Here is a 24,996-nt window from a genome sequence, read left to right as displayed (position 1 = left end):
CAAACCCCGTTCTCGCGCGTTCAGTTGGCCCCGGTCGCCGCCGCGGGCATGCCGTACGCATCTGCGATCAGTCCGTACGAACGCAGTCGGGCGGCCCCGCTGTGGGCGTTGGCGGTCAGCATCAGCTCGTCCGCGCCGGTCCGCTCGGCGAGGGCGTCGAGCCCGTCGGCGACCGCGTCGGGGGTGCCGTGGACGATGTTGGCGAGCCAGCCGTCGACGAACTCCCGCTCCAGCGCGGTGTAGGGGTACGCCGCCGCCTCCTCGGGCGTGGGCACCAGCCCCGGACGTCCGGTGCGCAGCCGCAGCATCGACAGCGCGCCCGTGGCCACCTGGGCGCGGGCCTCCGCGTCGGTGTCGGCGGCGAGCGCCGAGACCCCGATGACGGCGTAGGGGGCGTCCAGGACGGCCGAGGGCCGGAAGCTGCTGCGGTAGAGGTCGAGCGCGGGCAGGGTGCCGGCCGCGGAGAAGTGGTGGGCGTAGGCGAAGGGCAGGCCGAGCTCGCCGGCGAGCCGCGCGCTGAAGCCGGAGGAGCCGAGCAGCCACAGCGGCGGCCGCCCGGCCGGGCCCTGCACCGGACCCGGTACGGCGTGCACGCGGGCGTAGGGGTGCCCGTCCGGGAAGTCGTCGTCGAGGAAGCGGGTGAGCTCCGTGAGCCGGCGCGGGAAGTCGTCCGCGCCCTCTTCGAGGCGTCCGGGCCCGCGCAGGGCGGCGGCGGTGCGGCCGTCGGAGCCGGGGGCCCGGCCGAGACCGAGGTCGATGCGGCCCGGGGCGAGCGCCTCCAGGGTGCCGAACTGCTCGGCGACGGCGAGCGGGGCGTGGTTGGGCAGCATCACGCCGCCGGATCCGAGCCGGATACGGGAGGTGTGCGCGGCGAGGTGGGCCAGGATCACGGCCGGGGAGGAGCTGGCGACGCCGGGCATGGAGTGGTGCTCGGCGACCCAGTGGCGGTGGTAGCCGCGGGATTCGGCCAGGCGGGCGATGGCCACACTGGTGCGCAGGGAGTCGTGCGCGGTGCTGCCGGCGCCGACGGTGACGAGGTCCAGGACGGAGAGCGGTACGGGTGCCCGGCCGTGTGCGGTGCCCCGTATGCCGTCGCGGTCCCCGTGCGCGCCGCCGGCCCGGCCGCTCGCCCGGTCGCCGGCGCCGCCGTCGGGCAGTCCGTCCGCCGCGCCGTTCGCGTCCCCGGTGTCACTCATCGTCGCTCCCGTCCCCTTGTCCACGTCCGCACGACGCCCGTGCGACACCGTACGAAGAACTCGAACCGTGGAGGGGCGCCGGACATTCCCCGCGCGGCGCGACGCGCCCATGCCTCTGGCATATGCCAATGGCGTAGGTCCAGGCAGATAGTCGTGATCGCGCCATCAATCTCCCCAACAGGCGCTCCACATGGGCCTCTTGATGGCTATCGTGGTAGGGCAAGCGGTAACAACCTGCTAGGGGGAAACCGTGGCGCTGAAGCCCGAGCCGACCGCGCCGTTCCACTCGGTGCAGTACGCACTGCGCGTACTCGAAACGATCGCACGGCACACCGGTGGTGTGACCGAGGTGCAGATCGCGCGTGAGACCGGCCTGCCCGCAGTCCATCTCGCCCCGATGCTGCTCATGCTGCGCCGGGAGGGATACGTCCTGCAGGTGGCGGACGGTGCGTATGCCATAGGGGATTCGCTGGTCCTGCTGGGGTCCGGCACCGACCGCCAGCAGGCCCTGACCGACAAGCTCCAGGAGACCCTCGACCGGCTGCGCGACTCGGTCGGCGCGGCCGTCTACATCAGCCGGTACGTGGACGGCGAGGTCAGGATCACGCAGTTCGCGGACAGTCCCCGCACCCCGAAGGTCCACGAGTGGGTCGACTTCCGGTCCGCCGCGCACGCCAGCGCGGTCGGCAAGTGCCTGCTGACACAGCTCGACCTGAACGGGCGGCGCGACCACCTGTCCCGGCACAAGATCGCCCGGCTCACGTCGAAGACCATCGTGAACGAGCGGATCCTCTTCTCGAAGCTGGACGCGCAGCCCGCCACCGTCCCCATGCTGGACCTGCAGGAGTACGCCGTGGGCACGGTCTGCGCGGCGGTCCCGATCACGGCGGGCGCCTCGGTCGGCTGCCTGGCGCTGTCGATGCCGGTCGAGCACGCGCACCGGCTGCGGGCCGCGGCCGACACCCTGAACCGGAAGGCCGCACCGCTGCTGCTGTCGCTCACGCTCTGAGGGTCCCGGCCTCCGGAAAGCGGCAGCGTCGACGGGCACGCGAGGCCGGAAAACACTTCGGGCGGTTCCCGGTGAAACGGAAACCACCCGAAGGACAGGTGCGCCGCCAGGGACTCGAACCCCGGACCCGCTGATTAAGAGTCAGCTGCTCTAACCAACTGAGCTAGCGGCGCCTGCTGACAGAGAAAATACTACCTGGTCCTCAGGGGTGCTCCAAACCATTACCCGCGGAGGTACGCGAGGACCGCCAGCACCCGGCGGTGGGTGTCCTCGGCGGGCGGCAGGTCCAGCTTTCCCAGGATGTTCCCGATGTGTTTACCGACGGCCGCCTCGGAAACCACCAGCTCCCGGGCGATGGAGCCGTTGGACCGGCCCTCCGCGACCAGGCCCAGCACCTCCCGCTCGCGCGGGGTCAGCGCGGCCAGCGGATCGCGCCGCCGGCGCAGCAGCTGGCGTACGACCTCGGGATCGACGACGGTACCGCCGCCGGCCACCCTGACCACCGCGTCGAGGAACTGCTCCACATGGCCGACCCGGTCCTTGAGGAGGTAGCCGACGCCGCTGCCGTCGCCGGAGTCGAGCAGATCCGCCGCGTACGAACGCTGCACGTACTGGCTGAGCACGAGGACCGGCAGGGCGGGGCGGGCCGCCCGCAGCTCCACGGCGGCGCGCAGCCCCTCGTCACCGAAGCCCGGGGGCATCCGTACGTCGGTCACGACGATGTCCGGGGCGTGGTCGGCGACGGCGGTGCGGAGCGCGTCCGCGTCCCCGACGGCGGCGGCCACCTCGTGGCCGAAACGCGTCAGCAGACCGACGAGCCCTTCGCGGAGCAGGACCCCGTCCTCGGCGAGGACGATCTTCAAGGGGCGCTGTTCTCGGGGCTGCTCACCGGGCACGGGATCTCCAGGCTCAGGACGGTCGGGCCGCCGGGCGGGCTGGTGATCGTCAGTGTGCCATCGAGGACCGCGATCCGGTCGGCGAGGCCGGTCAGTCCGGAACCGGCGGCCGGATCGGCGCCGCCGCGGCCGTCGTCGGTCACGTCGATCAGGAGCGCCCCGCCGGTGTGCCGGGCGGTGAGGGCGGCCCGGCCGGCACCGCTGTGCCGGCCGATGTTGGCGAGGGCCTCGCAGACGCCGAAGTACGCGGCGGCCTCGACGGACTCGGGCAGTCGGGGCAGGCCGGCGCACAGCTCGGTGGCGACGGGGACGGCGGACCGCTCGGCGACGTCGGCGAGGGCGCCGGCGAGGCCGTAGTCGGTGAGCACCTGGGGGTGGATGCCGTGGATCAGCTCGCGCAGCTCCGCGAGGACCCGGCCGGCCTCCGCGTGGGCGGTGTCGAGCCGGTCGGCGAGCGGGCCGGGCGGGGCGTCGAGGCGGGCGAGGCCGAGGGTCATGGTGAGGGCGACGAGCCGCTGCTGGGCTCCGTCGTGGAGGTCGCGCTCGATCCGGCGGCGCTCGGCCTCGAAGGCGTCGACGAGCCGGGCACGGGAGCGGGTGACCTCGGTGAGCAGGGTGCGGAGCTCGCGCTCGCGGGGTGCGAGGAGGGCGCGGGTGAGGGCGGCGCGGGCGCCGGCGAGGGCGCCGAGGGGATAGAGGAGGGCGGGCAGGAGCACGGCCCCGGCGGCGGCGCAGGCGAGGGCGGCGGGGTGGGAGGTGACCAGCCAGAGCTTGAGCACCTTGACCTCGTCGTCGGCGGCGAGGGCGAGCTGGAGCGGGGTGGTGAGCAGCAGGAGGGGCAGCCCTAGGAGGGCCACGAGGGCGGCGAGGTCGACCCACCACAGCAGGAACCCGTGCAGGACGGTGTGGGCGAGCTCCCGCCAGGTGGCCGGCTCGCGGTAGCGCAGCCGGGCCCAGGCGAGGAGGCCGGGCTCGGCGGGTGTGCGGTGCGGGGTGGGGGCGGGGTCGGGGTCGACGATCCGCAGACGGCGGCGTTCGAGCGCGGCGGCCGGGACCCCGGCGAGGCCGAGCAGGGCGAGGAGGGGGAAGGCGATGACGCCGACGGTGGCGAGGAGGACGAGGCCGAGGAGGAGCGGCGGGCCGGTGAGGGCGCCGCCGGCGAGGTAGCCGGCGGCGCGCCAGGGCCAGGCGGAGCGGAGGTACCGGCCGCGGGCCAGTGCCTGCCAGGGGGTGCGGGCGTCGTCCATGGGGGCACGCTAGCCGGGTGCCGTCCGGCGCAGCCATGGGCCCAGGGGGCGGGCAGGGGGTATGGCCGGCCCTACCCCGGGGCCCGGCGGCCGGGTCTGGTCCCCGCTGCGCGGAGCCGTCGCCTGCGGCCGCGGCCGCGGTGGTGCCGCTGTGCGGAGCCTGCCCCTGCGGTGGGCCGCTGCGCGGGGCCTTCTCCCCGCCCCGCCCTTTCTCCGTTTCCCGGGCGCTGCCCGGACCCGCGCCTCAATCGCCGGCGGGGCTGGATTTCGTGGCCGCCGGGCTGGCTGATCCAGCCTCGCCGGCGTTTGAGGCGCGGGGGCCCGGGGGCAGCGCCCCCGCAACGGCGGTGCACGTCTCGTGCTGCAGGAGGTCGAGGCGGCCCTGGGCCTCGTAGCGGGCGAGGAGGGCGGCCAGGGCCGACGGGGTCAGGGCGGCGTAGCCCCCGGCAGGGGACCGGTGCCAGACCGGGTCCTCGCACCGGAAGCCGGCCCGGCGCAGCGCCACCCGGTGGACCTTGTTCGTCGCGGTGACCGGCATCCGCGCCACGACGCGGACGTAGCGCGGGGCCATCTTCGTGCCCAGGTCCGGCTGGCGGGAGAGGAAGTCCTCGAACGCCTCCGGGGAGAACACCGCGCCGTCCCGGAGGGAGAGGGCCGCCATCACCTGGTCGCCCGCCACCTCGTCCGGGACGCCGTAGACGGCGACCGCCGTCGCGTCGGGCCAGCGGGCCAGGATGTTCTCGATCACCGCCGCGGCGAGGTTCTCGCTGTCGACGCGGAGCCGGTCGTCGGTGCGGCCCGCGAAGTAGAGGAAGCCGGCCGCGTCCCGGAAGAAGAGGTCTCCGGTCCAGTACCAGCCGTCCCGGGTGCGTTCGGCCTCGGCGTCCGGGTTGCGCCAGTAGCCCTCGAACAGGCTGCGGCCCCGGTTGACGAGTTCGCCGATCGCGGCCGAGCCGTTGAGGAGGCGGCCGTCCGCGTCCAGGACGGCCGGCGGGCATTCCTCGCCCGTATCCGGGTCGATCACCGCCAGGTCGTCGCCCGCGCCCGCCCGGCCCAGGGCGCCCGGCGGGGTGTCCGCGGTGCGCTGGACGGAGGCGCCGCCCTCGGTGGCGCCGTAGCCCTCCACCAGGCGGACGCCGAAACGTGTCGCGAAGCGTGCCGCGTCCACCGCCCCGGCCTCGGTGCCGAAGCCGAGCCGCAGGCGGTGGTCGCGGTCGTCGGGGCGGGGCTCGGTGGCGAGGAGGTACTGGATCGCCCGGCCGACATAGGTGAAGTACGTGGCCCCGTAGGCCTGTACGTCGTCCAGGAACGCCGAGGCGGAGAAGCGGCGGCGCAGCGCCACGGCGGCTCCGCCGACGAGCGCCGGGAGCCAGTCGGCGATGACGGCGTTGCCGTGGAAGAGCGGCATGCACACGTAGTGGACGTCGTCCGGGCCGACGGAGAACCGGCGGGCCAGCGAGGCTCCGGCGGCCGCGAGCCGGCCCTGGCTGCAGATGGCGGCCTTGGGGGCACCGGTGGAGCCGGAGGTGAAGTAGAGGAGGAGGCGGGAGTCACGGCCGGGGCCGGTGGCGCTCAGGGTGGCTTCGCCGGGCTTGGCGGCGGCGTAGGGCGCGAGGAGGGCCTCGTACTCCTCGGTGCCGGTGACCAGGACGCGTACGCCGGGCAGGTCGAGGCCGCGCAGCAGCGGCAGACGGGCGGGCTCGGTGATCAGGAGCCGGCAGTCGGTGTGCAGGATGTCGCGGGCGAGTTCGGGGCCGCGCCGGGTGGGGTTGATCCCGGCGACGGCGGCCCCGGTGAGGGCCGCCGCGCCGAGCCAGAACGGGAACTCGGGGGTGTTGTCGAGCAGGACCCCGAGGTGCGGCTCGGCCTCCGCGGGCATGAGGTCGACGAGGAGCGCGGCGCGTGCGGCGGCCTCCTGGGCGGTCCGGTGGCGGGTGAGGAGGTGGCGTTCGCCGTCCTCGTACATCAGCCCGGGCCGGTGGTCGCCCCATTGGCACGCCATGAGCTCCGCGACGGTTTCGGGTGCTGTCGTCGTCGTCCGCATGCCGCCGGAGGGTAGCTGACGCATCGTCAGAATTGAACGTCCGAGCAGGCGTAGAAGGCCATCGGGGTGTCGTTGACGGTCCAGACCGCCAGGATCAGGTGCCGGCCGGTCTTGCCGCTGGGCATGGCGCCCTGGTGGACGGTGGTCATGGCGGGGCGGGCGCCGTTGTAGGCGACGGTGAGGAAGGGCTGGGGTTCGAGGTCGGCGCGGGTGAGGGCCTTGGTGCCGGTCCAGCCGTTCCTGGTGACGTAGTACTTGAAGTCGGTGGTGGAGTGGTTGGCGGTGAACTGCCACCGGAAGCCGTAGCTCTGGCCGCTGGTCACCTTGGTGGTGGGCCAGGCGCCGCCGCGCGGGTTGTCGAGCTCGGCGAACTGCGGGAGGCCGCCGGAACATATCCTGCCGTCGGCGGGGCCGGCGGCCGGGAAGCCCTTGAAGCCCTCGACGCTCTGCGGCTCCCACTGGATCGCGCCACAGTCGGACACGGTCTTGTTGGCGCAGAGCTTCTGGCGGCTGATGGGGGTGTCGGTGTAGCCGTGGCTGCTGGCGCTGGGGGCGCCGACGAGGGTGATTCCGGCGACGAGGCCGAGGCCGAGCGCGGCGACGCCGGCCCGTCCGGGCATGCGGACGATACGCATGATGCTCCTTGAACGTGGGGGGAGTTCGGCGAGCGCGCGCGTGCGGGGATTCAGGTCTAGACCAAGTCCCAGATTATTGACGAGAGTTGGCCATGTCCATACCAACGGGAAAACGGGTGGTCCGGTCCTTTCCGGCCACCCGTTCCCGTCGTGATGTGCGTCCCGCTAGTCGGTGCGTCCCGTGTAGAAGGCGACCGTGAGGTCCTTCACCAGGGCCTTGCGCTCGTAGTCGTCGAGCTCGACGAGTCCGCGCGAGGTCAGCCGGTGGACGGTGTCGTCCACGGCGTCCACCACCGAGGTCAGCACGGCGTCCCGGTGCTTGGCGTCGATCGCCGCGACCCGGCGGCGGCGCATGGCCTCGGCGACCTCGGCCGCGTACTCGATCCGGATCGGCTGGGCCGAGAACACCTCGATCCCGACCGCCTCCGTCTCCGCCGCCAGCATCCGGGTCAGCGCGTCGCCGACGGCCTCGGCGTCGCGCAGGGTCGGGGCGTCCTCGTGGAAGGCGTCCGCCGGGAGCTGGGAGAGCACGCGGGCCATGGCCGACTCGACCTGTTCGGCGAGGTACTGGGTGTGGTCCGCGACGGCGAGCGTCGCCCGGGCGGTGTCCTTGACCTGCCAGACGACCTGGACGACGACCTGGAGGGCGAGCCCGCCGGAGTCGACGGCGGGCATCGGGTCGCTGCGCCAGTGGCGCAGCCGTACGTCGACCCGGCGGCGCAGCAGCAGGGGGCTGACCCAGGTCAGGCCGGTACGGCGGACCGTGCCGCGGTAGCGGCCGAAGAGGGTGAGCACCCAGGCGTGGCCGGTACGGGCCCGGCCGAGGCCACCGAGCGCGACGAGGGCGACGATGCCGAGGAAGGCGAGCGGCGGCCAGTGCACGGCGCGCAGGCCCTGGTAGGCGCGGGGGGCCGCGCCGAAGGCCGAGAGGAGCGGGGCGGGGAGGATCCCGGCCCGCCAGAGCACTGCCGTGCAGCCGGCCAGGGCGAGGCCGCCGACGGCCACGCCGACCCAGCCGGGCAGCACCGGGCCGCGGTGCTCCCGGAGCCGGTCGTCCCCGCGGGGGACGCGGCGGCCGGGGGCGGGCCGCACGGGGCGGGGTGCGGCGGCGGGCGCGGGCGCGCGCTCCGGCAGCGGGACCGTCGACGCGGCACGGAACGGTAGGTGCAGCGGAACCTCGGTGACGGCGGCCCCGCGGCGGGGGGCGGCGGCGTCCTCGTCCATGGCACGCGCCACCGCCCGGGCGACGATCTCGGCCGCCCCGGGCCCGGGCACCCCGGAGCCGGCCCGGCCGGCCCCGCCGGCCCCGTCGTACGGCGGCTCCGCCCCGCCCTGCTCGACCTCGGCCGCCCCGGGCCCGGGGCGGCCGAAACTCGCCCCGCCGGCCCCGATCCCGGGCTGGGCCTCGGACTCGGCCGCCTCCCGCGCGGCGGGCACCACCGCCTCGGCCCCGGCCCGCCGCGCCGCCGTCGCGGACTGCGGCGCGGATCCGTCCTCGGGACGCGAACCCGGCCCTGCGGGCACGTCCTCCGCCGCCGCGGTCGCGTGCGAGGCCTGCCCGGCGGGCGCAGGTACGGCATCCGGTGCGGGCAGGGCCCCGGCGTCCCGTTCCACCGGCGCGGACTGCGCCGCGGATCCGTCCTCGGGACGCGAAGCCTGCCCGGCAGGCACGGGCGCGGCGTCTGGTGCGGGCACGGCCGCCGGAGCGGCCACGGTCCCGGCCGCCCGGCCCACGGGCGCGGACTGCGGTGCGAACACCGCCCCCGGGCCGGAGGCGGGGACATCCACCGCCGCACGCCACGCATGCGGTGCGGGTCCCGCACCCGCCGCCGGAGGCGAAGCATGCCCGGCCGGCCCGGCGTCCGGTGCGGACACCGCTGCCGGACCGGAGGTGGGAACGTGCTCCGCCGCCCGTCGGCGCACAGGCACGGGAACGTCCTCCTCCGCCGCCGCGCGGGGCGCAAGCGATACGGGGCCGTCCCCGCCCCCTGCCGGGGGCGAAGCCTGCCCGGCGGGCACCGCCATGGGACCGGGGGTGGGGACGTGCTCCGCCGCCGTCCGCCGGTGCGCGGACGCGGAGACGCCTTCCGCCGCTGGGCGGGGCGCACGCAATGCGCAGCCGCCCTCGCCCCCCGCCGGGGCGGCCGGGGTCCCGGCATCCCGACCCGTGGACGCGGACTGCGGTGCGGGCTCCCCCGCCGCCGCCCGGGGTGGGGGGTACGTGGCCGGCGGGGCGGAGGGGGACGCCGTCCCGGGGTCCTGCTCCCGCACGGAGTGCGGCGGGAAGGAGGCGGGCACGGCCTCCTGTACCGCCGCCCGGGGCGCAAGGTGCGCGGCGGGCACGGCCGACGGCGCCGCCCCGCCGACGGGGCGGGCCTCCGAACCCGCCGCGGCGGCGGTCTCCCGGGGCTCGGTCCCGCCGACGGGCAGCAGGTCCCGAGGCTCGGGCCCGGCGGGGGGCACCGGGCCTACGGGGGCGGGCCCGCCGGCATGCACCGGGCCTACGGGGGCGGGCCCGGCGGGGGTTGTCGGCGCGGGAGCCGGCTGCGGGGTGGGGATCCGTAGGGACAGGGTCGGGGTTGTGGTGGCCCAGCCGAAGGAGGTCGCGGCGGCAGCGGTGGCGGCGGCCGGTACGCGGAGGGTGCCGGTCGTCCAGGTGGTGCGCGTGGGAAACATCGTTACCTCCGTCATGCGAACAGCCGGCGCCAGGTTTCCGGGCCCGGGTAGCCGTTGGCCGCGGCCCCGCGCCAGCCCTGCGCACGCTGGAAGGCCTCGACGTTGCGGCGGTCGGTCTCACCCCAGCGGGGGCCCGGACGGGACGTGTAGTACTTGCCGAAGCCCTTCTTCACCAGCTGCCGGCCGAGGGCCTCGACGGCCGGGTGGGACTGGCCCGGGCGGAACACCGCGGGGCCCGGGTAGGCCCGTACGCCGCCGGGGCCGGGCGCCGCACCCACCGTCGGCGGGATGTTCCTGCCCTGCTTGTCGACGAGCAGGCGCCAGGTGTGGGCGCCGGGGACGCCGTCGGCGTCGGCGCCCGTCCAGCCCTGCGCGCGCTGGAAGGCCTGGGTGGCGAGCTTGTCGTGGTCGCTCCACGTCCGGTCGGCCACCCCCTTGGGGTAGAAGCGGTACGCGCCGCGCTCGATCAGCATCCGGCCCAGCTGGGCCACGTGGTCGTTGGTGGCGCCCGGGGCGAACTTGTCCGCGCCGGGGAAGGCCTTGGCGGCGTCGCCCGGGGTGGGGCCCGCCGCCGGCGGTTCGGGGGCGGGTACGGCGCCCGGGGTCTCCGGGACGATGCCGCCCGTCACCCCGTTGAACCGGTACGGGACGTACTTCGCCGCGTTGGCCCAGTACCCGTAGGGCGTGGCCAGCTTCCGCGTCGTGGGGCGCGTCTGCTCGTAGGCCACGTAGTGCGTGCGCGTCGCGTCGACCCAGCCGCCGAAGAGGACCACGTGCGAGCCGTTGTTGGGGTCGGCCGGGTTGTGGAAGAGCAGCATGTCCCCCGGCAGCAGCTCATCCTTCGTGATCCTGGTGGCGAACTTGTCGAGGCTGCCGGTCCACTCGTTGGAGCCGAGGTTCCAGGCCATGGAGACGTAGCCCGAGCAGTCCTGCCGGTAGCCGTCCGTCCAGTACGCCGACATGCTGTACGGGACCTGCGCGTCCAGCCACAGCTTCGCCCTGGTGATGATCGTCGTGCGGTCGATCCGCTTGACGGCGCCCGGCTTGCCCGGGGCTCCTGGGTTGCCGGGGCTGCCGGGGCCCCCGGGCTTGCCCTTGGGGCCGTGCAGGGGGGTGCGGCCGCCCTGCGGGCTGCCGGGGTCGTCGAGGGCCACCGGTCCGGCGGCCGGTGCGCTCAGGGCCACCGCGGTCCCGCCGCCACCGCCGAGGACCACTCCGGCGGCGGTGGCCAGGACCAGGGCCCGGCGCGCGCCGCGCGCGGCGGGGTGGCCGCCGTCCCGGAGCGGTATGGCCCTGGCCCGGGCGAGGGCGCGGCGACGCTGGGCGCATCCCCGGCACACGCAGTCGCCCGCGGGCTCGTACTCCTCGAAAGCGGGCATCGGCATCTGCACACGCGTCGGGGGCTGCATCGTCATGCGGTTCCGTCCACTCCCCTGCTGTTCCGGTGGTCGACCGGGGCCACACCTGATAAAGCATCAGATGCGGTCGGCGCAGACATATCGTGCACGATAAACCCCTCAAACATGGGTTAATCGGACAAGGCGGGCGTGGCTGGTCACGAGCACCCGCAGAGGGGGGGTAGAGTTTTCCCTGTCAGCAAGCGCCGCTAGCTCAGTTGGTTAGAGCAGCTGACTCTTAATCAGCGGGTCCGGGGTTCGAGTCCCTGGCGGCGCACANAAGCGCCGCTAGCTCAGTTGGTTAGAGCAGCTGACTCTTAATCAGCGGGTCCGGGGTTCGAGTCCCTGGCGGCGCACAGACGGAGGAAGCCCCTCACAGTGAAAGCTGTGAGGGGCTTCTTCGTTCCCCGGGTCGGCGGAGGGCAGCGTACGGTCTAGACCGATGTACCGGGGCGGACTCCCACACCCGTCAGGTAGGCGGAGACCACCACGTTCGCCGAGTACTCCTTGGCCGCCTTGTCGTAGGTGCCCCCGCAGGTCACCAGCCGCAGCTCGGCCCGGCCCCGGACCCGCGGGCCGTAGGCCTTGTGCGCGTCGAAGGCCGCGCGCTCGTAGACCCGTACGTCCTCGATGGTGAACTCGGCGACGGAACCGTCCGCCCGCACCACACGCACCTTGTCACCCGGCTGCGCCGAACTCAGGCCGTAGAAGACCGCCGGCTTGGACCGCGTGTCCACGTGCCCCACCATCAGTGCCGTGCCCGCCGCCCCCGGCTGGACGCCCTTCCCCCACCAGCCCACCGTGCCCGGGCTGTCGTACGGCGGCGGATCGATCGCACCGTCCTTGTCCAGGCCCCGGGACACCACCGGGGCCTGGATGCCTATGGACGGCACGTCGACGCGCTGCGGCAGGGAGCCGGCGACAGGGGCGTGCGCGGCGGGCAGCCCCGCGCTCAGCGCCCCGCCGGCCTGTCCGGAGAGCGGGGCGGGCGCCACGGTCAGCTCACGGCCCCACAGCCACAGGCCCAGCACCAGGACGGACCAGGCGGCGAAGGTCAGCAGCCGGCCCCCGGCGGAGGCCTCGGCCTCGTCCGTCCGCCACTCGCTCACGCGGCGCCCGTCCCCTCACTCACCGCTTCGGCGGCGGCGCAGGGTCAGCGCCCGGCCCGCCACGGCCAGCGTCGCCACCGCGGCGAGCACCGCGCCGATCACCGTGTGCGGCATCCCCGGGCCGTCGGACCCGTCCTCCTTCTTCGCCGCCGTGACCAGGCCGGGAGCCTGCGCCGGGCGGTCCGCCGGGCGGTCCGCCATGCCGCCGCCGCCCGCGTGGACCGGCCAGACCGGCGAGGCGTGGTGGGACGGGTGGCGGTGCGCGGAGACCTGGACGGAGCCGGTGAACTTCTCGTCGCCGTCGCAGTACACCCGGACGGCGTGCCAGCCGGGTGAGGCGTGCGAGCTGATCATCGCGTCGCCGTAGAGCGGGCTGCGGCGACCGCCGTCGCGCCCGTAGAGGTCGGCGTCCGCCACGAAGACGGAGGACTTGGCCACTCCCCGGTTGCCGTCACACCCCTGGACGCGCAGCTTGACCTGCGCTCCGGGGTGGGCCGGGCTCGGGTCGACGGCGATGCTGCCGCGGCCGCGGTCCTCCTCGCCCGCGAGGGCGGTCGGCGCGGTCACCGCGGAGAAGGCCGCCAGGACGGCGGCCACGGCGGCGGTGCGGACAGCGATCGGAACACTGCGCATGGTGAACCTCCTCGACAAGGAGATTCACGCGCGGAACGCCGCTCCGCATCCGGAGCGGCGCCGTACGTGTCAGCCGTACGCCCCGAACGCGGTACGCCCGGACGGCCCTGCGCCCCGCACCCGCACGTCCATCCGGCCGCCCGAGCAGCCGAGCGGCCGAGCGCCGTCAGACCAGGTCGACCAGGTCGGCGATCGACGGGACCGTCTTGGTCGGGCGGTAGGGGAACTTCTCGGTGTCCTGCTCGGTGGTCAGACCGGTCAGCACGAGGAAGGTCTGCATGCCCGCCTCCAGACCGGCCAGCACGTCCGTGTCCATCCGGTCGCCGATCATCGCGCTGGTCTCCGAATGCGCGCCGATGGCGTTGAGGCCGGTGCGCATCATCAGCGGGTTCGGCTTGCCCGCGAAGTACGGCTGCTTCCCGGTCGCCTTCGTGATCAGCGCGGCGACGGCACCGGTGGCCGGGAGCGGGCCCTCGGTCGACGGGCCGGTCTCGTCGGGGTTGGTGCAGATGAAACGCGCCCCGGCGTTGATCAGGCGGACCGCCTTGGTCATGGCCTCGAAGCTGTACGTCCGGGTCTCGCCCAGCACCACGTAGTCCGGCTCGTGGTCGGTGAGGACGTAGCCGATGTCGTGCAGAGCGGTCGTCAGACCGGCCTCGCCGATGACGTAGGCGGTGCCGCCCGGGCGCTGGTCGTCGAGGAACTTCGCGGTGGCCAGGGCGGAGGTCCAGATGTTCTCGACGGGGACGTCCAGTCCCATGCGGGCCAGGCGGGCCTGAAGGTCGCGCGGGGTGTAGATGGAGTTGTTGGTCAGCACCAGGAAGGGCTTGCCGGACTCGCGCAGCCGCTTGATGAAGGCCTCGGCGCCGGGGATCGGGGTGCCCTCGTGGATGAGGACCCCGTCCATGTCGGTGAGCCACGATTCGATCGGCTTGCGCTCTGCCACTGGACTGCTCTCCGCTCTCGCTGACCTGCGACCTCGACTTCTGGTCTGTACCACCTGTGCCCACCCTATCCGGGCCGGGCGGCGGACGTCCCTGCCGTCCACAGCCCGGACTCCGGGGGCGGCGGTCAGCCGGTCAGCTCAGGCGCACGTTGTCCACGGCCCAGAACCAGTTGTTGTCGCCGCTGTAGCGGAAGCGGACCTGGATGTCGGTGGCGCCGGAGGGGACCTGGAGGGCGAGGGACTCGGCCCTGGCGACGGCGTCGGCGGTGTAGGTCTTCACCACCGTCGGGGTGCCGCCGTCGTAGGAGACCAGGACCTGGGCGGTCTGGCCGGCCTCGTGGCGGTAGTGCGACTGGAAGGCGAGGGTGCGCGTACTGCCGCCCGCGACCGGCCACTTGGGGGTGACGAGGGTGGAGTCGAAGGTGCCGGTGTGGGTCTTGTCGTCCCACTCGTCGGAGTCGGCGACGGCGAAGACGTCACGGGAGCGGACGTTCAGCTCGCGCCACTGGTCGCGCTGCGCCTGCGTCCAGAACTCGTCGGTCGCGAAGGACCAGCCGGCCCATTCGGTGACACCGCCCGTGCCCATCCTGGAGTTGTCGACGGTCCAGCCGGCGGGCGGGGTGCGCGTGAAGCCCTTCACCCCGGCGGGGATGCCCGTCTCGTCCACCCGGGCCTGCAGGCTCGGGCGTACGGTGTCGAAGGGGTCCGCGTCCGGGGCGCCCAGCGCGACACCGTCGATGCCGGGCGCGGCGACGCCGACCTGGGCGAGGGCGGTCGCGGCCACGTCGGCGAGCTTGACGTCGTCGCGGACCGAACCGGCGGGGATCCCGGCGCCCTTGGCGATGACGAAGGTGCCGCGCTCGGCGATGCTGGAGCCGCCGTGGCCGCCACTGGAGGTGTGGCCGTGGTCGGTGGTGACCAGGATCTTCCAGTTCTCCTGGCCGTACGTCGGCCGGTTCCGGACGGCGGTGAGGAGCTGGCCGACCAGGGCGTCGACGCGGGCGACGGCGTCGAGGTACTGCTGACTGGCGGCGCCGTGGGAGTGGCCGGCGGCGTCGATCTCGCCGAGGTAGACGAAGGCGGCGTCCGGGTTCTGGGTGCGCAGTTCGGTGGCAGCCGCGGCGGCCACCTTCGGGTCCTCGCCCCGGTAGCCGTCGCGGTCGCCCTTGAGGGAGAGCCGCTTGTCGACCTTGGCGGAGAAGATCGGGCCGTTCTGGTCGGTGGAGGTGATGGGCTCCCAGTCGGCGGCCGCGTACGTGTTGAGCGCGGGCTTGGCGTTCTCGATGCGGGTGAGGAAGTCGGGGTGAGCGGTGTAGTTCTTGCCGATGAAGGAGTTGTCCTTCACGCCGTGCTTGTCGGGCCAGACCCCGGTGGCGACGGTGGACCAGCCGGGGCCCGAGGAGGTGGCGGCCATCGGGCCCGCGTAGAGGGTGCTGCGGGCGGTCAGACCCTGGGCCATCAGGCCGTTGAGGTGGGGGGCGTTGGCGGCCTTGACGCGGTCCAGGACCGCGCCGTCGACACCGATGACGAGGACCTTGTCGGTGACGGCGGCCGGGGCGGCGGTGGCGGTGTGGGCGCCGAGGGCGGTGGCGAGCAGGGCGGTGGCGGTGACGGCCACGGCGAGGGTGCGTCCGGCGGGGACGGCAGGGGACACGAACTCCTCCGGGAGTGATCGTGGAAGGAAGGCGCTGGGGACGTGCGTGCACCGGGTGCGTGCACGGGGGGACGTGCGCCGGGTCCGGACCGAAGGTGCGGTCTTCGGTCCAGACCCGTTATGCAAGCGTCACTGTGGCGGGCGGGGATGACGAGGAAGCAACCAGTCAGCTTCCGGTTGCCGACTTCCACGCGTCGACGTAGGCGGTCAGGTTCTTGTCGATGTCCGCCCAGTCCGGCTCGAAGATCTCGACACCGTTCATGAGCCGGGTGAGTTCGACGGCGTTGGCGTCGGTCGGCTTGACGTCACCGCGGGCCGGAAAGCCGCCGCCCACCTCGCTGACCAGCTTCTGCGCCTCCTCGCTGAGCAGGTGGTCGAGGAGCTTCTTGCCGTTCTCGGTGTGCGGGGCCTTGGCGACCAGGCCCGCCGCGTAGGGCAGGGCGAAGGTGGTGGGCCTGCCGCCGTCCTTCGCGGGGAACCAGATGCCCAGGTTCGGCATGGACTTGGACTGCGCGAAGTTCATCTGGACGTCGCCGTTGGCCACGAGCAGCTCGCCCTTGTCGGTCTTGGGGGCGAGCTTGCTGGTGGAGGAGGACGGGCCGACGTTGTTGGCCTGGAGCTTCTTCAGGTACTCCATCGCCGGCTCCTTGCCGCCGAAGTCGTGCATCGACTTGATGAGGACGGCGGTGCCGTCGCCCGCGACGCCCGGCGTGGAGTACTGCAGCTTGCCCTTGTAGCGGGCGTCCAGCAGCTCCTCCCAGGTCCTGGGCGCCTCGGCGAGCTCCTTCTTGTTGTAGACGAAGCCGAAGTAGTTGTTGACGACCGAGGTCCACTTTCCGTCGGGGGACTTGTCCGCGCCGTTGACCTTGTCGGCGCCCTGGGGGACGTACGACTGCAGCAGACCCTTGCCGTCGGCCTGCTGGATGAAGGGCGGCAGGGTGATCAGCACGTCGGCCTGGGTGTTGGTCTTCTCGCGGACGGCGCGCTGCACCATCTCGCCCGAACCGCCCTCGACGTACTTGACCTCGATGCCGGTCCTCCTGGTGAAGTCGGCGAAGACCCGGTCGTACCAGCCGTCGCCCTTCTCGCTCTTGAGGCCGTCGGCGCTGTAGACGGTGACGACCTTCCCGGCGCCCTCGGAGTCGGCCGGGCCGGCCGGGGAGGCGCCGCCGCAGGCGGTGAGGGAGGCGGTCAGGGCGAGGCTGCCGGTGACGGCGGCGCAGGCGCGGAGCACGAGGATTCTGGGCATGGAACTTCCTTACGGGGAAAGGGAGTCGGCAGAGATCGGCGGGACGAGCGGGGACGAGCAGGGAAGAGCGGGGATCAGCCGGGTTCAGCCGGGATCAGCCGGGATCAGCGGTACGAGGCCCTGGTACGGATGCGGGAGACCGCGAGGAGAACCAGCAGGGTGGTGGCCATCAGGACCACCGCGACGGCGGAGCCGCTGAAGAGCGAACCGCGGTCGGTGGCGGTGAAGATGCGGACCGGGAGGGGCATCCAGTCCGGCGGGTAGAGCATCATCGTGGCGCTCAGCTCGCCCATGGACAGGGCGAAGCAGAGTCCGGCGGCGGCCGTGAGGGACGGCAGCAGCAGGGGGAGCCGGACCCGCCACAGCACGTAGGCGGGACGGGCGCCCAGGGAGGCCGCCGCCTGCTCGTAGGCGGGGTCGAGCCGGACGATCGCGGCCGAGACCGACTGGTGGGCGAAGGCCGTGACGAGGACGGTGTGCGCCAGGACGACGATCGAGCCGGTGCCGTTGAGCAGGACGGGCGGGCGGCTGAAGGCGACGAGCACGGCGAGGCCGACGACCACCGACGGCACGGCGACGGGCAGCATGAACAGCGCGTCCAGGACCCGCTTGCCCCGCTTCCTCAGCGCGGCCCCGGCCAGCGCGGCCCAGGTGCCGACGGTGAGCGCGAGGAGGCTGGCGGCGACGGCGGTGAGCAGGCTGGTGGTGAGGGCCTGGAGGGATTCACCGCGGACGGCGGCGGTGTAGTTCGCGGTGGTCGGACCGGAGGGGAGGGCCCCGGACCAGTGGGTGGCGAAGGACGCCGCGACCACGACGAGCAGGGGCAGGGCGAAGAGGGGCAGGAAGAGCAGACCGAACAGGCCCCAGGCGGCCCAGCGGCCGGTCCTGCTATGCACCAGCACGCTTGCTCACCACCCGGTAGAGGCCGAACAGGCCGACGGAGATCGCGATGTTGACGACGGCGACCACGCAGGCGGCCGGGTAGTCGGATTCGAGGATGGCCTTGCCGTAGATGAGCATCGGCAGGGTCGTGACGTCCTTGGCCCCGGTGAACAGGACGATCCCGAACTCGTTGAGGCACATGACGAGGACGAGGCTGCCGCCCGCGCCGAGGGCCGGGAGCGCCTCGGGCAGGATCACCTGCCGGACGATGCGGGCGGGGCGGGCGCCGAGGCCCGCGGCGACCTCCAGCTGGGCGGTGTCCAGCTGGGAGAACGCGGCGAGGAGCGGACGGATCACGAAGGGCGTGAAGTACGTGATCTCCGCGAGCAGGACGCCCCAGGGGGTGGTGAGGAAGCGGAAGGGTCCCTCGGTGGCCCCGGTGAACTCGGTGACGAGGCCGTTGGCCATGCCGACGGTGCCGTAGAGGAAGAGGAGGGCGAGGGTGATGAGGAAGGAGGGGAAGGAGAGGAAGACGTCGATGAACTTCGCGACGGCGCGGGCTCCGGGGAACGGCACGAAGGCGATGATCAGCGCGAGGGTGAACCCGAGGACCAGGCACCCGAGGGTGGCTCCGACGGCCAGCCAGACGGTGGTCCCGAGGGCGTCGAGAAAGGCCCGCGACCCGAAGACGCGGGCGTAGGCGTCGAAGGCGCCACCTCCGCTGTCGGGGCTGAGGGACTGCTGGACGACGAGGGCGAGGGGATAGAGGAACAGCACCGCCAGCACGGCAACGGGCGGCACCACCCACACCCCCGGCGGAATCCCCCGACGCGCGAACGGCGTTCGCGCCGAGGGCGTTCGAGACGCGGGGTCCGGGGTGGAGCCCCGCACTTCCAGCCCCGCCGCACCAGCCAGCCCCGCCGCCTCTTCCAGCCCCGCCGGCGTTCGAGGCGCGGGGTGTGGGGCGGAGCCCCGCGCCTGCCCGGGCACGGGAAGGCCGGCGGTCGGCGGCACGGCCCGCCGCGAGGCGTCACGCATGGGCCACCCCCGCCGCCAACAGCACGGCGTCCCGCGGCTCGAAGTGAAGTGTGACCCGTTCCCCCAGCGCGGGCGTCTCCCGCAGTTCGGGGAGGTCCGCCTTCACCCGGTGGCCGTCGACATCGACGTACAGCCGGTGCGTCGAGCCCCGCCACTGCACCTCGGCGATCGTGCCGCTCAGCGCGTTCGGTCCGGCGCCGAGGCCGAGCAGGTGCGGACGTACGCACAGGGTGGCCGTGGAACCCGGCACCGCCCGCCCACGGTCGAGGGTCAGCGCGCGGCCCTCGAAGACCGCGCCGCCCTCGGCCACCGTGACCGGCAGCAGGTTCGCGTTGCCGACGAAGGACGCGGTGAACTCCGTGCGCGGGGCCCGGTACAGCTCCTGCGGTGTTCCGCAGTCCTGCAGCCGGGCACGGTCCATGACGGCGATCCGGTCGGCCAGGGTGAGGGCCTCCACCTGGTCGTGGGTGACGTACAGGATGGTCACGTCGGGCAGTTCGCGGTGCAGCCGGGCCAGTTCGGCGAGCATTCCGGAGCGCAGCTGCGCGTCGAGGGCGGAGAGGGGTTCGTCCAGCAGGAGGACACCGGGGCGGATGGCGAGGGCGCGGGCGATGGCGACCCGCTGCTGCTGGCCGCCCGACAGCTCGCGCGGGTAGCGCCGGGCGTAGGCCGCCATCCCCGTCATCTCCAGGGCCTCGGCGACCCGTCCGGGTATCCCGGCCCTCGGCGCCTTCTGCGCCCTGAGGCCGAAGGCGACGTTCTCCTCGACCCGCATGTGCGGGAAGAGCGCGTACTGCTGGACGACCATGCCGATGCCGCGTTTGTGCGGCGGGAGCGCGGTGACGTCCCGGCCGCCGATGAGCACCCGGCCGGCGGCGGGCCGTACGAAGCCGGCGACCGCGCGCAGGGCGGTGGTCTTGCCCGAACCGGAGGGGCCGAGCAGCGCCATCACCTCGCCCGGCTCCACGGTCAGGTCGAGGCGGTCCAGGACGGTGTTGCCGTCGTAGGCGACGCAGACCCCGTCGAAGCGGATGCCGCTCACGCCGGCTCCGCGAGGAGGCGCGGGAGTTCGGCGACGGAGCCGAGGACGTGGGTCGCGCCGTGCCGGGTCAGCGTCGCGCGGTCGTGCGCTCCGGTGAGGACGCCCGTCACGGTGCCGGCGCCGGCGCGCCGCCCGCTGAGCATGTCGTAGGCGGTGTCGCCGACGACCACGATGTCGCGTACACCGCGTACGTCGCGTACGTCGGCTGCGGCGCCGGTGCGCAGGAACGCGGTCAGCACCATGTCCGGGTGGGGCCGGCCGCGGCCGCCCGCGTCGGCCGGGCAGAGGGTGAGGTCGGCGAGGTCCTGCCAGCCGAGGGCGTCGAGGATGGCGTCCTGGGTGACCCGGGCGAAGCCGGTGGTCAGGACGACGGTCCGGCCGTCGGCGCGGAGCTCCTCGACGGCGGCGCGGGCGCCGGGGACCTCGGTGACAAGGCCGCCGTCGACGAGTTCCGCGTACGCCTCCTCGAAGGCGGAGTTGGCGCGCCGGGCGAGTTCCTCCGTGCCGAAGAGGTGGCGGAAGACGGAGATCTTGGACTCGCCCATGGTGGCGAGCACGTGGCGGAGCTTCTCGGCGTGGTCGGGGGTGCCGGGCCGGACGCCGAGGCGTTCGGCGGCCCGCTCGAAGGCGCGCTCGACGAGGCCGCCGTCGGCGACGGTGGTCCCGGCCATGTCGAGGACGACGAGCGTGCGGGCGCCGGCCGCCGCCTCGTAGCGCGTGGTGTCGGAAGAAGTAATGGTGGTGTCGGTGTCGGTGTCGGTCATCAGACTTACCAGCCCAGTTCGTTCGCGGTGGTCTCGGCTATGGCGGGCGAGCAGGTCATGCCGCGCCCGCCGGGTCCGGTCACCAGCCAGACGCCGTCGGCGACCTGCTGGCGGTGGACGACGCGGGTGGTGTCGGTGCACTGCGCGTACACGCCCGCCCAGCGGTGCCTGATCCTCGGCAGGGGGCGGCCCAGGAAGGACTCGACCACCTCGGTGAGGTGCTCGTAGGGGTCCTCGACGGTGTCGAAGGCGAAGGGGTGCTCGTACTCGTGGGTGTCGCCGATGGTCAGTCCGCCGTCCCGGCGCTGGACCATCAGCAGTTGCATCCGGTGCGCGGCGGCGACCGCTGTCTGGGCCTGGCCGGCGTTCAGCTCGTCGAGAGCGGCGGACCGGTAGGCGGGGTAGTAGCGGAAGCTGTCGGCGTCCGCGACGGAGGTGGTGAGCTCCTCGCCGAGCGGGGCGGTCTGCATCATCTGCAGCCGGACCCTGCGTACGGGCAGGTCGGGGGCCAGTTCGCGGACCAGCCCGGACAGCCAGGCGCCGGTGGCGAGGACCACCGCGTCGCCGCGGTGAACGTCACCGTGGTCGTCGCGGACGGCGCCGGGGCCGGTGACCTCGCGGACCTCGCGGCCGGGGAGGAAGGTGTAGCGGCCGCCGGCCCGGGCCTTCAGGGCCTCGCGCAGGTGCAGTTGGGCGGTACGGGGTTCGACGGCCGCGTCCCGCTCGCACCACAGGGCGGCCTCGAACGTGCCGCGCAGGGCCGGATTGGTCCTGCGGGCCTCCTCGGCGCCGAGCAGCTCGTAGCCGCGGGCGGCGGCGTCCGGGCGGGCGAGGGCCGCCTCGGCGACGGCGTACTCACGGGCGGTGCGGACGGGAGTGAGGGAGCCGTTGGCCCGGAAGCCCAGGCCGGGCACCTCCGCGCCGATCTGCTCCCAGAGCTCGCGGGCGCGCAGGGCGGTGGCGAGCTCCTCCCCTCCGGCTCGGCCACTGATCCAGATCTGGCCGAAATTGCGCAGTGAGGCGCCGCGCGCCTCGGCCTCACGCTCGATCTGGACGACCTCGTGGCCGCGTTCGACTGCTTGCCAGGCGTGCATGGTGCCGACCACGCCGCCTCCGACGACTATGACTCTCACGCCGCCAACGGTGGGTGCGGACCGTGGCCCCGGAGGATCGGTCCGGCGACGCGCCGGTGAACAGCCCTCGACGCTTGGACTAGACCCGTTACCCTTCCGTGACTTCGCTGCGCCCCTTTTCGGTCGGTATGGGTGGTGTGTCGCGGGCGCTGCGGGACTATTCGGCCCGCAGGCGGGTCGTGAAGCTGAACCGGTCACCACGGTAGAGCGAACGCACCCGCTCCAGGGGCCGCCCGTCCTGGTCCCGCGAGAAGCGGTGGATGAGCAGCATGGGCAGGGCCGGCGGGGTGCCGATCAGCAGGGCTTCGCGGGGGGTCGCGAGCACCGTCTCCAGCTTCTCGTCGGCCTCGCCGAAGGAAACGCCGAGGCTGTCGCGCAGGTATCCGTAGAAGGAGGAGTCCGGCTGGAATTCGCTGTTCAGCCGTGGGGCCCGGGCCACCCGGATGTACGTGCTCTCCAGGCCGACGCGCTCGTCGTCGGCGAGCAGGACCCGCTCCAGGTGCCAGACGGGCTCGCCGGGCCCGGCCCCGATGCCGGGCGCGAGGTCGGGCGGGCAGGGGAACTCCTCCAGCCCGATCAGCTGGCGGCCGGGGCGGCGGCCCTGGCGGCGCACGCCCTCGGTGTAGCTGGCGAGGGAGAGCGGCTGCTCCAGCTTGGGTCCGGCGACGACGGTCCCGCGGCCGGAGCGGCGCAGCCGGCCCTCCAGCAGCAGCTCGCGCAGGGCCTGCCGGACGGTCTCGCGGGAGACCTCGTACCGCTCTGCCAGATCCCGCTCGGTGGGCAGGGTCCCGCCCTCGCCGAGCTCGTCGAGGAGCTCGGCGATCCGGGCCTTGACGGCGTAGTACTTGGGGATGCGGCCGTGCTCGGGGATACCGGACCGCACGGGCGAGCCGGGGCGGTGACCCGGGAGGTTCTTTTCCACAACGGGACTCTATGCGGGGCGGCCGCACCGCCCGTACGGGCCTCCGCCGGAGTGCGGGGCGGCGGTCAGTACGGGCGTACCCCCGCCCGGGCGGGGGTACTGGTGCGGGTGCGGGTGCGGAGTCGGCGGGCCCCCAACAGGAGGCCGCCGCCCACGGCGAGGGCTGCCACGGACCCTGCGCCGTACACCCACTCGCGGGAACCGGTGTGGGCGAGGGAGCCGCCCTCGACGGAGTCGTCGGACGCCTGGACGGAGAACCGGTAGCCGCCCGCCTCACCGACCCAGTCCCCGTCGTCGCCCTTGCGCTGCACGAGGGCGGCGTCGGCGACGACCTCACCGGTGGGGGCGTCGGGGGCGAAGGCGAGGCCGACCTTGACGGTCCGGGTGCCGCCGGGGCCCACGGTGAAGCCGGGGAAGGCGTCGCCGCCGTCGAAGACGGCGATGATCTCGTCGCGGTCGCTGCGTTCGAGGCCGGCGGGCAGGACTCCGCCCGGGGTTTCGAACTCCATCCGCAGGTGGGCGGGGCGCAGGGTGCGGGCCTTGTCGGTGAGGACCACGACGGGATGGATGGCCTTGCACTCGGAGTCCGTGGTGTTGGTCAGGTCCAGGTACCAGGTCTGCGGCTCGCCGCCGGTGCGGTACACGGCCGGGCCGCCACGGATGCGCGCCCCGATGGGGAAGGCGGAACTCTTGCCGTCGCCGCAGGTGGCCTGGGCGCGGGACGGCATCGCGGGCGCGGGGCGGGCACCGCCACCGGTGCCGATGTCCGCGCCCGCGGTGGGCGCGGTGAGGGCGGCCAGGGCGGCGGAGAGGAAGGCCGTGAGAGCAAGTGCTTGGGCTTGGCGCAGTCGCATGGAAGACCTTCGCTGCTCGCCGGACAGGACGATGGTCGGACGAAGTGATCATCACTCCGGCCTGCCCGCACCTTGCCACGCCCGCGCGTTCCCTCTCCGCGCACCACGCCCGAGTCGTTCCGGTTTACGCCCGATTGCACCACAGGTCAACCCCGTTCACCCCGGCCCGCGGACACCTAAGGCCCAGGGCCCGGGCGAAGCCCCGCTCATTCCAGCCCCGCCGCGCACTATCCAGCCCCGCCGGCGTTTGAGGCGCGGGGTCCGGGGCGGAGCCCCGCTCTTTCAGCCCCGCCGGCGTTTGAGGCGCGGGGGCTCGGGGGCAGCGCCCCCGCAACGGCGCCGCACCCCACACCCCACACCCCACACCCCACACCCCGCACCCGCACCCGCACCCGCACCCGCACCCGCACCCGCAAACCCTCACCCCGCCCGCCCGAACAACGACGTCAGTGCCATCTCCGCCGCCCCCTCCGCCACACCCGCGCCCGCCAGGGCGACCACCGGCCGGGCCGGATCCAACGCACGGGCCGCAAGCACGGCCCCGACACCGGCCACGAAGACGTCCGGCGCCGACGCCACCACACGCCCACCGAGCAGCACCCGGTCCACGTCCAGCAGCGCGACCAGGTTGGCCGCGGCCTCACCCACGATCCGCGCCGCCCCGGGAAGATCACCTCGGGCCACGGCCTCCAGGCACAGCACCTCCACGCAGCCGCGCGCCCCGCACCGGCACGGCGGGCCGTCCAGCAGGAGCACCTGGTGGCCGAACTCCCCCGCCGCCGAGCGCGCACCCCGGTAGACCCCGCCACCCAGCCACAGCCCGGCCCCGAGCCCCGTGCCGACGTGCAGGTACACGCAGGTGTGGGGCCCGCCACCGGCAAGCCCGTCCCCGGCAGGCGCAGCCGCATCCGCGCCCACCGCCCCGGCACCCGCCACATCCACCTCGGAGCCCGGCTCCGGCCACGTGGCCCGCAGCCACGCCCCGGCGGCCGCGGCCGCACCCGCGTTCGTGTCCTTGTCCAACAGCACCGGAAGGCCCAGCCGCCCCTCCAGCACCCCCCGCAACGGGAAGCCCTTCCAGCTCGGGAACCCGGTCACCCGTCCCATCACCCCCGCCCGGTGGTCGAGCGGCCCCGGCGCGGCCACGCCCACGCCCAGGAGCGGCGGCCCGTCCGGGTCACGGAGCCGCGCGACCGCCCGTACGACCGCCTCCACCGCCGCCTCCGGTCCGGCCCCGAAGTCGAGCGGGCCGCCGCTGTCGGCGACGACGCGGCCCGCCAGGTCCACCCGTACCGCCCTGAGCACGTCGCGGTCCAGGTGCACTCCGACCGCGTGCCGCGCGTCCGGCACCAGCCGGAGCAGGGTGCGCGGCTTGCCGCCGGTGGACGCCGCGCGGCCCGCCTCCGCGACCAGGCCGTCCGCGCCGAGCCGAGCCGTGATCTTGCTGACGGCCTGCGGAGTGAGCCCCGTACGGGCGGCGAGTTCCGTGCGGCCCAGGCCCGCCGGGCCGGCGCCGCGCAGCAGGTCCAGCACCAGTGCTTCGTTGTGGCCGCGCAGCGCGGGCAGGTTCACCCCGCCACGCCGACCGTGCGCGTCGCTGTGGCCGCTGTTCCTGCTACCCCTGTTCACGAGCCCATTGTCCACCCTCCTTGCACTTTGACAACACTGTT

21 protein-coding genes and 3 tRNA genes are annotated in these 24,996 nt (G+C 74.1%); 3 read left to right on the top strand and 21 right to left on the bottom strand.

Annotated elements, in window-relative coordinates; translation table 11 throughout:
* Positions 1-20 precede the first annotated feature (20 nt).
* A complete protein-coding gene (locus AAT21_RS00740) occupies positions 21-1,196 on the bottom strand; it encodes an LLM class flavin-dependent oxidoreductase (RefSeq protein WP_079025371.1) in 1,176 nt (391 codons plus the stop codon).
* 250 nt (positions 1,197-1,446) lie between these two features.
* Here AAT21_RS00740 and AAT21_RS00735 point away from each other — a divergent pair, with 250 nt between their 5' ends.
* Positions 1,447-2,205 (top strand): IclR family transcriptional regulator, encoded by a 759-nt coding sequence (locus AAT21_RS00735; RefSeq protein WP_046774782.1) that lies wholly within the window; start codon positions 1,447-1,449, stop codon positions 2,203-2,205.
* Positions 2,206-2,304: 99 nt separating this feature from the next.
* Here the strand turns inward: AAT21_RS00735 and AAT21_RS00730 are convergent.
* The 7 genes from AAT21_RS00730 to AAT21_RS00700 form a co-directional block, all read right to left on the bottom strand.
* Positions 2,305-2,378, bottom strand: a tRNA-Lys gene (locus tag AAT21_RS00730).
* A gap of 48 nt (positions 2,379-2,426) precedes the next feature.
* Positions 2,427-3,101, bottom strand: coding sequence for a LuxR C-terminal-related transcriptional regulator (locus AAT21_RS00725; protein WP_079025370.1), 675 nt, complete (start codon positions 3,099-3,101; stop codon positions 2,427-2,429).
* Entirely contained in the window at positions 3,065-4,348 is a 1,284-nt protein-coding gene (locus tag AAT21_RS00720) for a sensor histidine kinase (RefSeq protein ID WP_046774780.1), read from the bottom strand. The genes AAT21_RS00725 and AAT21_RS00720 overlap by 37 nt, the downstream gene beginning before the upstream one ends.
* A gap of 244 nt (positions 4,349-4,592) precedes the next feature.
* Positions 4,593-6,392 carry an AMP-binding protein gene (locus AAT21_RS00715; protein WP_079025369.1) on the bottom strand — a complete coding sequence of 600 codons (1,800 nt, stop codon included), beginning with the start codon at positions 6,390-6,392 and terminating at the stop codon, positions 4,593-4,595.
* Between the two features lie 26 nt (positions 6,393-6,418).
* A complete protein-coding gene (locus AAT21_RS00710) occupies positions 6,419-7,012 on the bottom strand; it encodes a lytic polysaccharide monooxygenase auxiliary activity family 9 protein (RefSeq protein WP_046775486.1) in 594 nt (197 codons plus the stop codon).
* 180 nt (positions 7,013-7,192) lie between these two features.
* Entirely contained in the window at positions 7,193-8,815 is a 1,623-nt protein-coding gene (locus AAT21_RS00705; protein ID WP_235438637.1) for an SPFH domain-containing protein, read from the bottom strand.
* Between the two features lie 899 nt (positions 8,816-9,714).
* Complete coding sequence (locus AAT21_RS00700) at positions 9,715-11,088, bottom strand: peptidoglycan-binding protein (protein ID WP_046775484.1); 1,374 nt, start codon at positions 11,086-11,088, stop codon at positions 9,715-9,717.
* 215 nt (positions 11,089-11,303) lie between these two features.
* Between AAT21_RS00700 and AAT21_RS00695 the strand changes: the two genes are divergently transcribed.
* Together AAT21_RS00695 and AAT21_RS00690 are read left to right on the top strand one after the other, a co-directional pair.
* A tRNA-Lys gene (locus AAT21_RS00695) sits at positions 11,304-11,377 on the top strand.
* A gap of 5 nt (positions 11,378-11,382) precedes the next feature.
* Positions 11,383-11,456, top strand: a tRNA-Lys gene (locus AAT21_RS00690).
* A 78-nt stretch (positions 11,457-11,534) separates the two neighbouring features.
* Here AAT21_RS00690 and AAT21_RS00685 read toward each other — a convergent pair.
* From AAT21_RS00685 to AAT21_RS00625, 13 genes are all read right to left on the bottom strand, one after another.
* On the bottom strand, positions 11,535-12,209 hold the full coding sequence (locus AAT21_RS00685; RefSeq protein WP_046774779.1) for a class F sortase: 675 nt from the start codon (positions 12,207-12,209) through the stop codon (positions 11,535-11,537).
* Between the two features lie 15 nt (positions 12,210-12,224).
* Positions 12,225-12,842 carry a hypothetical protein gene (locus tag AAT21_RS00680; protein ID WP_046774778.1) on the bottom strand — a complete coding sequence of 206 codons (618 nt, stop codon included), beginning with the start codon at positions 12,840-12,842 and terminating at the stop codon, positions 12,225-12,227.
* A 166-nt stretch (positions 12,843-13,008) separates the two neighbouring features.
* Positions 13,009-13,788 (bottom strand): HAD-IIA family hydrolase, encoded by a 780-nt coding sequence (locus AAT21_RS00675; RefSeq protein ID WP_046774777.1) that lies wholly within the window; start codon positions 13,786-13,788, stop codon positions 13,009-13,011.
* Positions 13,789-13,921: 133 nt separating this feature from the next.
* Complete coding sequence (locus AAT21_RS00670; protein ID WP_046774776.1) at positions 13,922-15,442, bottom strand: alkaline phosphatase family protein; 1,521 nt, start codon at positions 15,440-15,442, stop codon at positions 13,922-13,924.
* Positions 15,443-15,608: 166 nt separating this feature from the next.
* A complete protein-coding gene (locus AAT21_RS00665) occupies positions 15,609-16,691 on the bottom strand; it encodes a 2-aminoethylphosphonate ABC transporter substrate-binding protein (protein ID WP_046774775.1) in 1,083 nt (360 codons plus the stop codon).
* Between the two features lie 104 nt (positions 16,692-16,795).
* Positions 16,796-17,593 (bottom strand): ABC transporter permease, encoded by a 798-nt coding sequence (locus AAT21_RS00660; RefSeq protein ID WP_046774774.1) that lies wholly within the window; start codon positions 17,591-17,593, stop codon positions 16,796-16,798.
* On the bottom strand, positions 17,580-18,395 hold the full coding sequence (locus tag AAT21_RS00655) for a 2-aminoethylphosphonate ABC transporter permease subunit (RefSeq protein ID WP_046775483.1): 816 nt from the start codon (positions 18,393-18,395) through the stop codon (positions 17,580-17,582). Before AAT21_RS00655 ends, AAT21_RS00660 begins: the two co-directional genes overlap by 14 nt.
* A 208-nt stretch (positions 18,396-18,603) precedes the next feature.
* Positions 18,604-19,653, bottom strand: coding sequence for an ABC transporter ATP-binding protein (locus tag AAT21_RS00650; RefSeq protein ID WP_046774773.1), 1,050 nt, complete (start codon positions 19,651-19,653; stop codon positions 18,604-18,606).
* Positions 19,650-20,417: a phosphonatase-like hydrolase gene (locus AAT21_RS00645; RefSeq protein ID WP_079025366.1), complete on the bottom strand. Its 768-nt coding sequence runs from the start codon at positions 20,415-20,417 to the stop codon at positions 19,650-19,652. Before AAT21_RS00645 ends, AAT21_RS00650 begins: the two co-directional genes overlap by 4 nt.
* 5 nt (positions 20,418-20,422) lie before the next feature.
* Positions 20,423-21,550: a TIGR03364 family FAD-dependent oxidoreductase gene (locus tag AAT21_RS00640; RefSeq protein ID WP_046774772.1), complete on the bottom strand. Its 1,128-nt coding sequence runs from the start codon at positions 21,548-21,550 to the stop codon at positions 20,423-20,425.
* A 157-nt stretch (positions 21,551-21,707) separates the two neighbouring features.
* Positions 21,708-22,472 carry a GntR family transcriptional regulator gene (locus AAT21_RS00635; protein ID WP_046774771.1) on the bottom strand — a complete coding sequence of 255 codons (765 nt, stop codon included), beginning with the start codon at positions 22,470-22,472 and terminating at the stop codon, positions 21,708-21,710.
* A 65-nt stretch (positions 22,473-22,537) separates the two neighbouring features.
* A complete protein-coding gene (locus AAT21_RS00630; RefSeq protein WP_046774770.1) occupies positions 22,538-23,326 on the bottom strand; it encodes a hypothetical protein in 789 nt (262 codons plus the stop codon).
* 420 nt (positions 23,327-23,746) lie between these two features.
* Complete coding sequence (locus AAT21_RS00625; protein ID WP_046774769.1) at positions 23,747-24,955, bottom strand: ROK family transcriptional regulator; 1,209 nt, start codon at positions 24,953-24,955, stop codon at positions 23,747-23,749.
* Positions 24,956-24,996 lie beyond the last annotated feature (41 nt).

Source organism: Streptomyces yangpuensis (assembly GCF_001005295.1).
Classification (GTDB): Bacteria; Actinomycetota; Actinomycetes; order Streptomycetales; family Streptomycetaceae; genus Streptomyces; species Streptomyces yangpuensis.
Note: the sequence above shows the minus strand (reverse complement) of the source record. Positions and strands in the feature narration are given on the sequence as shown.